At 68.9% G+C, this 9,928-nt stretch carries 10 protein-coding genes and 1 pseudogene; 4 read left to right on the top strand and 7 right to left on the bottom strand.

The annotated features are described in order from the left end of the window. Positions 1-109, top strand: a pseudogene (locus AC1DY5_RS28680) (transposase); the annotation flags it as partial. Positions 110-244: 135 nt separating this feature from the next. On the opposite strand, the gene AC1DY5_RS28685 reads toward AC1DY5_RS28680, so the two are convergent. After that, positions 245-562 (bottom strand): hypothetical protein, encoded by a 318-nt coding sequence (locus AC1DY5_RS28685; RefSeq protein WP_478116920.1) that lies wholly within the window; start codon positions 560-562, stop codon positions 245-247. A 185-nt stretch (positions 563-747) separates the two neighbouring features. Between AC1DY5_RS28685 and AC1DY5_RS28690 the strand changes: the two genes are divergently transcribed. After that, positions 748-1,479: a gamma-glutamylcyclotransferase gene (locus AC1DY5_RS28690; RefSeq protein ID WP_478116922.1), complete on the top strand. Its 732-nt coding sequence runs from the start codon at positions 748-750 to the stop codon at positions 1,477-1,479. A gap of 490 nt (positions 1,480-1,969) precedes the next feature. Here the strand turns inward: AC1DY5_RS28690 and AC1DY5_RS28695 are convergent, their stop codons facing one another. After that, positions 1,970-2,896 (bottom strand): LysR family transcriptional regulator, encoded by a 927-nt coding sequence (locus AC1DY5_RS28695; RefSeq protein ID WP_478116924.1) that lies wholly within the window; start codon positions 2,894-2,896, stop codon positions 1,970-1,972. 118 nt (positions 2,897-3,014) lie between these two features. Here AC1DY5_RS28695 and AC1DY5_RS28700 point away from each other — a divergent pair, with 118 nt between their 5' ends. Together AC1DY5_RS28700 and AC1DY5_RS28705 are read left to right on the top strand one after the other, a co-directional pair. After that, positions 3,015-4,244 carry an MFS transporter gene (locus AC1DY5_RS28700; protein ID WP_478116926.1) on the top strand — a complete coding sequence of 410 codons (1,230 nt, stop codon included), beginning with the start codon at positions 3,015-3,017 and terminating at the stop codon, positions 4,242-4,244. A 28-nt stretch (positions 4,245-4,272) separates the two neighbouring features. Beyond that, a complete protein-coding gene (locus AC1DY5_RS28705) occupies positions 4,273-4,860 on the top strand; it encodes a cysteine dioxygenase family protein (protein WP_478116928.1) in 588 nt (195 codons plus the stop codon). A gap of 29 nt (positions 4,861-4,889) precedes the next feature. On the opposite strand, the gene AC1DY5_RS28710 is transcribed toward AC1DY5_RS28705, so the two are convergent. The 5 genes from AC1DY5_RS28710 to AC1DY5_RS28730 form a co-directional block, all read right to left on the bottom strand. Continuing rightward, entirely contained in the window at positions 4,890-5,846 is a 957-nt protein-coding gene (locus tag AC1DY5_RS28710) for an ABC transporter substrate-binding protein (RefSeq protein WP_478116930.1), read from the bottom strand. A 37-nt stretch (positions 5,847-5,883) separates the two neighbouring features. After that, positions 5,884-7,050, bottom strand: coding sequence for a c-type cytochrome (locus AC1DY5_RS28715; protein WP_478116932.1), 1,167 nt, complete (start codon positions 7,048-7,050; stop codon positions 5,884-5,886). A 16-nt stretch (positions 7,051-7,066) separates the two neighbouring features. Further along, complete coding sequence (locus AC1DY5_RS28720; RefSeq protein WP_478116934.1) at positions 7,067-7,867, bottom strand: ABC transporter ATP-binding protein; 801 nt, start codon at positions 7,865-7,867, stop codon at positions 7,067-7,069. Continuing rightward, complete coding sequence (locus AC1DY5_RS28725; protein ID WP_478116936.1) at positions 7,861-8,937, bottom strand: ABC transporter permease; 1,077 nt, start codon at positions 8,935-8,937, stop codon at positions 7,861-7,863. Before AC1DY5_RS28725 ends, AC1DY5_RS28720 begins: the two co-directional genes overlap by 7 nt. Further along, a partial coding sequence (locus AC1DY5_RS28730) for an ABC transporter substrate-binding protein (protein WP_478116938.1) occupies positions 8,934-9,928 on the bottom strand: 995 nt, incomplete at its 5' end. The genes AC1DY5_RS28725 and AC1DY5_RS28730, both read right to left, overlap by 4 nt.

Below are 9,928 nucleotides of genomic sequence, written 5' to 3' on the forward strand. Positions count from 1 at the left end.
GCGGGCTGGCACATCGCCGGTGATCTTGCCGTTCCGCAGAACATGCGATTGATCTTCCTGCCCCCGTACAGCCCGGAGCTCAACCCCGCTGAGCACCTGTGGGAGTCGTTGCGCGAGGACTGCTTCGCCAACCACGTCTTCGCCAATCTGGACGCCGTCGAAAGCGCCCTGACCCACGGGCTCGTCGCCCTCGAATCCAATCCAACGAAAACCCAGTCAATGACTGGGTTCGAATGGATACCTTCTATATCTTTGAACGCAATTTAGTATGAGGGGTCAGCACGATCTCGCGCACGCTCGTGTAGGGGAGGCTGAGGCCACCGAACTTGGCGGTGCCATGCTGTTCGATCGTCATTTCCTTGTCGCCCAGCTTGACGACGCGGCTGTCGCCGAGGTTCAGTACCCAGATCGCCATGTTGGGGAAATCAATGAGAACCTGCCATGCGAGCGCCGGCGGCACCGGGGCGAACATCTGGGCCTTGACGACGTAGCTGTCGCCCTCGTGCGCGACATCGGTGCTGCGTATCGGCGATTCAGCCGCCGCGCCCGTTGCGGCAACCACGGCGATCCATGCGAGTCAGAAGCGTCGCCAAGCCTGAGTGAATGGTGAGGTCCGTTGTCGAGCATGGTTTCCTCCGTCAGGTTGGCCTTGCGGGGATCTTCGGCATTCGACCGCCGGTCTTGATGTGCGTCAAACTTCCGGGATGTCCGGATGTGCTTCACTGTCGCGCTCTCCAGGAGCAGTTAATGACCCCTGATGCCTTTGTCCATGTCCCCCGCCTGCGCGGCCGGATCACGCCACCCGAGCGCTCCGAACTGCGCGCCACGCCGGCGGTGCTGGCGGCCTGGGACGCGCGCGCGCGCGGTCTTGGCCGGCCGGCCAACTGGCGCTGGACCGACGAGGCGCTGGAAGCATCGCGTCGAGAGGTCATCGGCGCGACGGTCGGCGACCGCGACCTCTGGGTCTACGGCTACGGATCGCTGATGTGGGATCCGGCGTTCCGATTCGCCGAGATCCGGCTGGCGACGCTGGCCAGTCATCGGCGACGCTTCAGCATTCGAGCGACGATCGGCCGCGGCTCGCCTGAGTACCCCGGACTGATGTTGTCGCTGGAGCCCGGCGATGGCGACTGCCATGGCCTGGCGTTCCGCATCGACGCGGCATGCGCCGACGCCGAGTCGGCGATCCTGTGGCGGCGCGAGATGATTCGCGGCGGCTACGCGCCGGCGCTGCTGCCGGTGCAGACGCCGCAGGGCACGGTCACGGCGCTGGTGTTCGCGGCCAACGCCGAGCACCCCGACCACGTCGGCGAATGCCCGCTGGAGGAGACCGCTGCGTGCATCGCCCGGGGCACCGGTGTGCTGGGCACCAACCGCGACTACCTGGAACAACTGGCGGCGCAGCTGCAGGCACTGGCGATCGAGGACCCGTACGTCGGAAATCTGCTGCAGCAGGTGCGCGCGGCTGTCGAGACTTGAGCCGCCGGCTCCGATTGCCGATCCCGTTCAGCGGTCGGGCGGTCAGAGGATGGTCGCGTACGTCCTGTCTTCAACCAGCAGGGCATGGTTGTCGGTCATGAAGGCCGGGTGCACCTAGGGTCGCGACGCCGGCGGAACTCGCCGCATCGGCGCACGTTCTTTGGGATGGGCATCGGCCTGCTTGAGCGGATGCTTGAGATCCGAATTGCACTTTGACATTGGCAGATTGGCCTCCCTCGAGCAGCAGACTTTGTATCGCGCCGCGGCCGTCGCCGCTCACTGGAACCCTGTTTGTGGCACATGCCATTACTTCCTCTCTTTTCTCTGCGGCAAATGCAAAAAAGTATAGGCAACGACTTTCTTCGGAGCACAAGAATTATTTCGTTGGAAATCGTGAATCGTCCCATTGGATATTGGACTTTTCCTTTTGCAGCGACGAATGAAGCGGTCGCCTTCGCGCGTCTGGCGCAAGAGTTGGCTCGGCGACGTCCTACGTCGGCCACTGGAAGCGCATCGCCTCGATGAAGCGCTTCAGCTTCGGCGGCTGGAGCCGCGCCTGTGGATAGACCAGATGCACCGGCAGGGCGGCCGCCTGCCACTCGGGCACCAGCTGAACCAGGCGGCCTTGCGCCAGGTCCTCGGCCAGCAGCCAGGTCGATCCCACGCACACGCCCATGCCTATCACGGCGGCGCTGCGCAAGGCGTAGAGGCTGTCGGTGCTCAGGCGCGGGCGCAGGGCCACGCGGCAGCTCTCGCCGCTGCGCACGTGCGACAGCAGGATCTCGGTGCGGTAGAAGGTGCGCAGCGCAAGCCAGGGCAGCGTCGCGAGCTCGCGTGCATGCGTCGGCGGGGCCGAGCCCTGCAGCACCGATGGCGCGGCGACCACGATCCGGGGCACTTCGCTGAGCTTGATGGCGACGACACCCAGGTCGTTCACTTCGCCGACCTGGATCGCGCAGTCGACGCCCTCGGCAATGAAGTCGGGCCGCCGGTCGTGCAGCAGCCATTCGACGTTGACCCGGGGATAGCGGCGGATGTAGTCGGCCAGCGGCCCGACCAGTAACTGCTGGCCGAAGGCGTGCGGCGCCACCACGCGCAGCATGCCTTCGGGATCGTCGTCGTCGCCCCGCAGGTCCGACTCGAAAGCCTGCCAGCTCTCGATCAACTCCCTGGCGCGCTCGACACAGCGCTCGCCGTCCTCGGTCAGCTTCATCGCGTGCGTGGAGCGGCGCAGCAGCCGCACGCCGAGCAGGCGCTCGAGTGCCTGTAACCGGCGACTGACCGTGGGCTGCGTGGTCCGCATCTGCGCCGCCGCGGCTGACAGGCTTCCTGCCTCGACGATCTGCACGAAGGTCTTCATGAGCTCGATGCGGTCGGATGAAGCGGTAATAGACGTGGAGCGTGCGGGCGGTGGCATGGCTGCAGGGCGTTGCTGTATGCGTGCATCGTATAACTGTTGTGCACTCGCGTCGGCTACCAAAAGAATGCGACGGCGTTCAAACTCCAGTTCATTCAAGAAATCAAGGGTTTTCACCATGTCGACCATTCAAACAGTGCATGCGAACGCCGCCCGCGACGTCCAGCAAGCGCGCGGGCAGCTGCCGGCTTCGCTGGTCCTGCTGCTGGCCACCGACGCCGGACTGGCGGTGGCGTCGATCTACTACAGCCAGCCGATGCTCGGCGTGCTGGGCGCCGACATCGGCGCCTCGACGCGCGCGGTCGGCTTCGTGCCGACGCTGACGCAATTGGGCTACGCGCTCGGCATCCTGCTGCTGGCGCCGCTCGGCGACCGCTTCGACCGGCGCCGCATCATCCTCGCGAAGGCGGCGGCGCTGTGCGCGGCCCTGTTGCTGGCCGGTGCCGCGCCGGGCATCGGGCTGCTGCTGGTGGCCAGCCTGGCGATCGGCCTCGCCGCCACCATGGCGCAGGACATCGTTCCCGCCGCCGCCACGCTGGCACCCGAGTCGCATCGCGGCAAGGTGGTCGGCATGGTGATGACGGGGCTGCTGCTGGGCATCCTGCTGTCGCGCGTGGTGAGCGGCTTCGTGGCAGAGCATTTCGGCTGGCGCGCGATGTTCGTGGTGGCAGCGGCCAGCATCGCGCTGATCGGCGCTGCGGCCTGGCGCGGCCTGCCCCGCTTCCGGCCCACTACGCAACTGGCCTATGGCGCGCTGCTGGGCTCGCTGGCCGCGCTGTGGCGGCGCCATGGCGCGCTGCGTCGGGCGACGCTGGCGCAGGGCTTGCTRGCGATCGGCTTCAGCGCCTTCTGGTCGACCCTGGCCGTGATGCTGCACGGCGCGCCCTTCCATCTCGGCAGCGCCGCGGCCGGTGCCTTCGGGCTGGCCGGCGCCGCCGGTGCGTTGGCCGCGCCGCTCGCCGGTCGACTGGCCGACAGCCGCGGGCCCGAACTCGTGACGCGGCTCGGCGCCGGAATGGTCGTCCTGTCGTTCGCGGCCATGGCGCTGATGCCGCTGCTGTCGTCCCACGCCCAGCTGTGGCTGCTGGCAGCCAGCGCGATAGGCTTCGACCTCGGCGTGCAGGCCACGCTGATCGCGCACCAGACCATCGTCTACGGCATCGAGCCGGCGGCGCGCAGCCGGCTCAACGCGGTGCTGTTCACGGGCATGTTCATCGGCATGGCCGCGGGCTCCGCCCTCGCGGCGCTGCTGCTGCCGTCATGGGGCTGGATGGGTGTGACTGCGCTGGCGACGGCATCGGGCTTGGGCGCGCTGGCGGTGCGCCTGTTWCCCCGGCAGCTGCGCTAGCCGCCTGCCATTGCTAACATCGTCGGCCATGCCAAACACCACCACCGCACTGGCCCCGCTTCGAGACTTCGTGTCGGCGCTGACGGCACTGCTCGAACAGAATGCCGATGAGCCTCGCATCCTGCGCGAGGGCGGCTTGCTGCTCGCTCGTCTCGTCGCCACCGACGACTGGCTGCCGCCCGAATATGCACGCCCCCATCCGCAGTACTACCAGCAGTACCTGCTGCACCTGGACGCGGCGGAACGCTTCTCGCTGGTGTCCTTCGTCTGGGGCCCGGGCCAGGCGACGCCGGTGCACAACCACACGGTATGGGGGCTCGTGGGCATGCTGCGAGGTGCGGAGAATGCGCAGTCGTTCGTGATGCAGGACGGTGTTCCGGCGCCGCAGGGCGAGCCCAGGCGGCTCGTCCCGGGCCAGGTCGAAGCCGTCTCGCCCACGGTCGGAGACATCCATCGCGTGATCAACGCCTTCGATGACCGGGTGTCGGTCAGCGTGCACGTCTATGGCGGCAACATCGGCACCATTCGGCGCAGCGTGTTCACCGACGACGGGCAGCGCAAGCCCTTCGTCTCCGGCTATGCGAATGCCGGGCTTCCCAACCTTTTGGATCGCTGAAGCGGGAGGCCGCCGGTCGGCCGGCCGGATCAGACCGCGGTCGCGAAGCCGGTGTCGAAGGTCGGGCGCACATCCAGCGGCTGCCTGATCAGACCCACCTGGTGATAGAAGTCCGCGGTGCGCTGCTGGTCGGCGATCACCTGCGCGTCGATGGGTACCCACTTCTGCTGGCGGCGCTCGAACTGGAGCTTCGCGGCCTCGGGCGGGATGCCGATGATCTTCGCGAGCGTGGCCGAGAAGGCGTCGACATGGCGGTACGACCAGGCCTGCGCCTTCACCACGCGCTGCAGGAAGTCCTGCAGCACCGGCCGCTTGGCGGCGATCGCCTCGTCGGTTGCGGCCAGGTAGCTCAGGCCGGGCAGCAGGCCCCGTCCGCTCACCAGCACGCGCGCGTGCCGGCTGGTTTCCGCCAGCGCCGTGTAGGGCTCCCAGGTGGCCCAGGCATCGACCGAGCCCTGCGTCAATGCCAGCTTGGCATCGGCGGGCGCGAGGAAGCGCAGGGTCACGTCTTCCGGCTTGAGGCCGGCCGCGGTGATGGCCTTGAGCGTGACGAAGTGGCCGATCGAGCCGCGGTTGGTGGCGATGCTCCTGCCTTTGAGATCGGCCGCCGTCTTCAGCGGCGAGTCGGGCCGCACCAGCACGGCCGTGCCATAGGCGTCGGAGCGGTTCGCACCGATGGCCTTGACGCGCGTGCCTGCCGCGAGGGCGAAGACCAGCGGCGCATCGCCGATCGGGCCCGAGTCGACGGCCCCGGCATTGAGCGCCTCGGCCAAGGGCGCCGCGGCGGGGAACTCCGACCACTGGATGTCGTAGCCCAGGCCTTCCAGTTCGCCCGCGGCTTCGAGCAGCGCACGCAGTCCGCCCTTCTGGTCGCCGGCCTTGAGCACGGGGCGCGCCTGCGCGTGCACGAAGGGGATCGGCAAGGCGAGCGCCGCGGCGCCGGCGAGCGTGTGGGCCACGAAATGGCGGCGCGATGGGTGTGTCATGAGAAAGATCCTTGAGAGTTGGAAAAGGCGAGCGGCTTCAGTGAACGAAGCCGCCCTTGAGGAAGCGCACCGGCTCGGCATCGATGCGCGCGATCAGCGCGCCGAGGCCGTCGGCGCGCGGCGTGTCGTCGTTCGTGCCCTGCGCGCCGGTGTCGGTGCGGCACAGCAGGTCGTCGTCTGACCAGCCGGCGTCGCCTGGCGTGCTGCGCGCCCGCAGCCAGCCATCGCGGTCCGCGAGCAGCTGCGTGCCGTCCATCGGGTCGGTACCGGCGATCAGCGCGAACGCATCCCACGCGGCGGATGATTCGACGATGCATCCGGACGCGCGCGTCGCCGTGCCGACGCTGGCGGGCCGGAGGCGGATGGTGATCAGGCGCGGATCCTCGAGCGGTTCGGCCGCCTCGCCGGCCGCGACGATGTGCACCCGCTGTCCACGCCAACTCGCGAGCCGGCGCGGTTCGCGCCCCTCGCATCGAACCTCGACATCCGGAAGGCCGATCGGCTGGCGCCAGGCACCGCTCGCGCGCAGGCTCTGGCCCGCGCCCTGGGCCTTCATGAAGTCGATCAGCGCCCAGGCCTCGCCGTCCGTCAACTGCGCGAACGCCGGCATGGTCGTGCGGCCAAGCCGATCGGTCGTGCCATGGCGCACGTGCCACAGCAGATCGCCATCTGCGCGCCGCCACAGCAAGGGCCCGGCGAGGTCCGGGGGCCACACCGGCTGCGCGGCCGCGAGGGCGCCCCGGCCTCGCCCATCGAGGCCATGGCAGCCCGCGCAATGCGCGGCGTAGAGCGTGCGCCCGCGCGCGATGGACTCGGCGCTGAAGCCCGTAGGCGAGCGATGAAAGCTGGTCGGATAGGCGGGCACCAGCACCACCTGCGCGGCCGGCCACGGCGCGAGCACCAGCAGCAGCGGCACCAGCGCCAGCAGGACCCGGCGCCGGCGTCGCCAGAAGCAGGCGACCACGACGACCAGCACGGCCAGCGCGAGCACTGCGAATGTCGACGCCAGCCGCCGCGCCTGCCCGAGATCGATCAGCAGGTTTTCGCCCGACAGGCGCAGCGCCCACGGCCAAGCCGGCTGGCCGTGGCTGCTGCCGGCGACACCGAGCCAATCCAGCAGGCGCAGCAGCCCCGACTGCGCTCCCTCCAGCAGGCTGATCAGCGGATTCAGCCATTCGATACCCGCGGCGCTCATGTCGCTCATGCGTCAGCCAGGCCACCTACCATGTGGCGTCGAGGCCGAGATGGCGCAGCGCCTCGTGCCGGAGCTCCGCCAGCCGCGGATGGCCGCGATGCCGGGGGTAGGGCAGGTCGACCACCAGTTCGGCGGTGATGCGCGCCGGCCGGTCGCTCAGCACGACCACGCGGTTGGCCAGGAACAGCGCCTCTTCGACGTCGTGCGTGACCAGCAGCGCCGAGAAGCCGGCGCGCTGCCAGAGGCTCACCAGCTCACTCTGCATCGCGATCCGCGTCAGCGAATCGAGCTTGCCCAGCGGCTCGTCGAGCACCAGCAGCCGCGGGTCGTTGACCAGCGCGCGGGCCAGCGCGACGCGTTGCGCCATGCCGCCCGACAGCTGATGCGGGAAGCTCTTCGCGAAGTCGCCGAGGCCGACCAGCCGGAGCGCGTCGTCGACGCGCGAGCGTTGCGTCTTCAGCAGCCCGCGGGCCTGCAGGCCCAGCGCGACGTTGTCCCAGACGCTGCGCCACGGATAGAGCGTCGGGTCCTGGAAGACGACGATGCGCGAAGGGTCGGGCCGAGTGATGGGCTCGCCGTCCTGCGAGATCGCGCCGGCGGTCGCGGGTTCGAGCCCCGCCACCAGCCGCAGCAGGGTCGACTTGCCGCAGCCGCTCGGCCCCAGCAGTGCGACGAACTCGCCCGGGCGCACGTCGAGGTCGATGCTGTCGAGCACCTGCAGTACGCCGGTCGGCAGCTTGAACCAGTGGCTTACGTTCCGCATGGCGATCCCGGCGCCGGCGTTCGCTGTCGACCGGGGTGCGGCGGCGCTTGTTGTGCCTACCATTTGACCGTCCCCTTCTGCCACGAGAGCGCATGGTCTCGCACCGCGAACAGCAGCGTGATCAGCCCCGAGCACAGCACGGCCATCACCAGCAGCGCCGCGTACATGTTCGCGTAGGCGGCCCAGCCCTGGGCCCATTGCAGGTACCAGCCGAGGCCGGCCTTGACGCCCATCATCTCGGCCGTGACCAGCACCGAGAACGATGCGCCCAGCCCCATGAAAAGGCCGACGAAGACCTGCGGCAGTGCCGCCGGAACCGCGACGCGCAGCACCAGGAACCATTCCGGCGCTCCGAGCGTTCGCGCCACGTCGTAGTAGTTCTTGTTGACCGATGCCACGCCGGACCAGCTCAGCACGGCCACCGGGAAGAAGGCCGCGAGAGCGACCAGGAACACCGCGGCCGCGTAGCTCGAGGGCGCGAAGAAGAAGGCCAGCGGGAGCAGCGCCGATGCCGGCACCGGCCCGAGGAAGCGCAGCAGCGGATGCACCCAGTAGCCCGCGATGCGCGACCAGCCGATCCACACGCCGGTGGCGAAGCCGACCAGCGCGCCGATCACGAAGCCGTGCGCCAGCAGCCGCAGCGAATGCGCGGTCGACAGGCCGAGCCGGCTCCAGTCCTCGTAGGCGACGTCGAGCAGGCTTTGCGGCGGCGCGAAGAAGGGCGGCGGCAGCAGGCCGAGCTTGGCCGTGAGAACTTCCCACAACGCGAGCAGCAGCGGTGCGGCGACGAGCCACCGGCCGGCCGGCCGCAGCCGACGGCCGATCCGTCCGGCGCGGGCACCGAGCAGTGCTACCCCCAAGAGCGCGGCGGCGACGGCGATCGCGCCGACGCCGAACTCGTTCGTGAAGTTCCAGTCGCTGAAGCCGACCTCGCGATTGGGCCAAAAGACGGTCAGCGCGCCGAGCGACAGCCACGCGCTTGCCGCAACGATGCCGGTGCACCAGGTGCCGGTCATGACCGGCTCGTGCAGCGCGGCGGGAACGGCCACGGCCTCTGCGTCTCGGCGGATATGCACCCGCGCGGGCACCGCCTGAGGCCGCGGCGCACCAAGGAGCTTCTCGGCGGTCGTCATGCCAGCACGTCCACCGAGACGTGGTTGGYGAGCCGCGCGGGGTCGGTGCTCTGCTTCAGCACGCCCACCGAGCGGAAGTCGCGCGCATAGAACTCGACTTCATCGCGCAGCTTCCTGCCGACCGGATGATGGGCGTGCGTGAGCGTGCCGAGCAGCGCCTGCAGGTCGTCGACCGGCACCTTGGGCGAGTACTTCGCGAACAGCTTCGCCGATTCGTTCGGGTTTTCGGCCACGAAGTCCGAGGCCTGCACGATCGAGCGAACCAGCGCCGCCACCACCGGCTTCTCCTTGCGCACCAGTTCGCCGCGCGCGCCGACGATGCAGCAGACCTTGTCCTTGTATTCGCCGGAGAGGTTCGAGGCCAGTTCCTGGTAGCGCCCCTTGTTGCGTTTCTCGATCAGGTAGAGCGTGGGGTCGCCATCCGCGATCGCCTGGATCTCGCCCTTGTTGACCGCGATGTCGAGCAGGTCGGCCGGGTACTGGCGCCAGCTGACATCGTTGTCGGCATCGATGCCGTTCTTCTTGAGCAGGATCGAGAAGAAGTTCTTGCCCGGGCTCGCGATGTCCGACACGCCGATGGTCTTGCCCTTGAGCTTCTGCAGATCGGTCACGCCGGCTTCCTTGACGCCGACCAGCCGCACGCAGCCGCCGTGCGAGCTGCCGACGATCTTGACGTCGAAGCCCGATTCGAGCGGCTTGAGCCAGCGGTGGATCATGCCCACCGCCGCGTCGGCCTTCGCCGTCGCGAGCGACTCTAGCAGCTGGTCGGTCGATCCGGTGTAGTTGATCAGCTCGACCTGCAGGCCGTTCTTCTCGAAGATGCCGCGCTCCTGCGCCACCACCACCGGCGACAGGCAGAAGGCGGATGCGTTCCATGCAAAGCTCAGCTTGCGCTGCTGCGACCAGGCGCGCGTGGCGATCAGGCCGCTGGAGGCGATGACCGCGGCGGCGCCGCCGGCGCGCAGCACGCCGCGGCGCGAAAGGGAGGTGA

The organism is Variovorax sp. P4_D9, from assembly GCF_056401695.1.

What these genes read in the sequence shown, in the direction of transcription:
- AC1DY5_RS28690 (WP_478116922.1), top strand. Translation starts at nt 748, where the DNA reads ATGACCCCTGATGCCTTTGTCCATGTCCCCCGCCTGCGCGGCCGGATC.
- AC1DY5_RS28695 (WP_478116924.1), bottom strand. Translation starts at nt 2,896, where the DNA reads ATGCCACCGCCCGCACGCTCCACGTCTATTACCGCTTCATCCGACCGC.
- AC1DY5_RS28705 (WP_478116928.1), top strand. Translation starts at nt 4,273, where the DNA reads ATGCCAAACACCACCACCGCACTGGCCCCGCTTCGAGACTTCGTGTCG.
- AC1DY5_RS28710 (WP_478116930.1), bottom strand. Translation starts at nt 5,846, where the DNA reads ATGACACACCCATCGCGCCGCCATTTCGTGGCCCACACGCTCGCCGGC.
- AC1DY5_RS28715 (WP_478116932.1), bottom strand. Translation starts at nt 7,050, where the DNA reads ATGAGCGACATGAGCGCCGCGGGTATCGAATGGCTGAATCCGCTGATC.
- AC1DY5_RS28720 (WP_478116934.1), bottom strand. Translation starts at nt 7,867, where the DNA reads ATGGTAGGCACAACAAGCGCCGCCGCACCCCGGTCGACAGCGAACGCC.
- AC1DY5_RS28725 (WP_478116936.1), bottom strand. Translation starts at nt 8,937, where the DNA reads ATGACGACCGCCGAGAAGCTCCTTGGTGCGCCGCGGCCTCAGGCGGTG.